General features: G+C 36.8%; 1 protein-coding gene. It reads left to right on the plus strand.

Annotated elements, in window-relative coordinates; genetic code table 11:
• On the plus strand, positions 1–306 hold a 306-nt coding region (locus ACFPBZ_RS29455), incomplete at its 5' end, for a hypothetical protein (RefSeq protein WP_378039656.1).
• Between the last annotated feature and the right edge of the window lie 506 nt (positions 307–812).

The raw sequence follows: 812 nt of genomic DNA on the forward strand, positions 1-812 counted from the left end.
GCTGCAGTTGCAAGATGGGGCAAAAAGGAATATACAAATATTGCTGTAACCACTGGAGTAGCTGCTAATGCTATTAATGCTGCCTTTTGGGCAGGAGGGAAAGCTAGCACTTCTATGTTTGGTATCCCAGGTTGGGCAATTGGTGCTTTGTTAACAGGTGCAAGTTGGACTAAAAAAGGTGCTTCTCCAGGGAATGCAGTTGCAAAAGAATGGGACAAAAATGGTAATGGCTGGATTGGATTTTATTACCAAAGGGGATATGATGCAGCTGGAAGAGTTGTAGCTACTAGATATTCAACGTTATAAGTTAAGGAGTGATGTTTTTGATATCTAAATCATTAAAATCATTAAAAACATTTACTAAAAAGAATCCGCAAATAGCTACTATTCGTATTTTTATATTTGCTATAGCTGTTGCTATAATTGTTAATATGCTAAGCGGAGGGCAATTATACAAATCTGGTTTATTTTTAGTGTTAATCTTAGTTGTCTTAGACATAATAAAGTCTAAAAAAAAATAAATCGATACATTTTAGAAGAATAGGGTTGTTTGAATATTACAAAGCAACAATTTCACCTTCGGTGAAATAAGCGAAACTTTACAAAAAGTGGCTAGCAAATGCTAGCCTTTTTTTGTATTGTGGAGCGTGGATTTTGAGGGGGATTCAAGGGGGAGCTTGCGCTCCTTTGACAAGCGGTTATTTGCACCAAATACGGAGGTATTTGGCTAGCAAATATAGAGCTTGCCAAACCCTTTTAGTGAGCTTTACTCATTGTACCTTTTTAGGTACAATGGTATTGCGAACGATACG

This window comes from Actinomycetospora atypica, from assembly GCF_042653685.1.
GTDB lineage: Bacteria > Actinomycetota > Actinomycetes > Mycobacteriales > Pseudonocardiaceae > Actinomycetospora > Actinomycetospora atypica.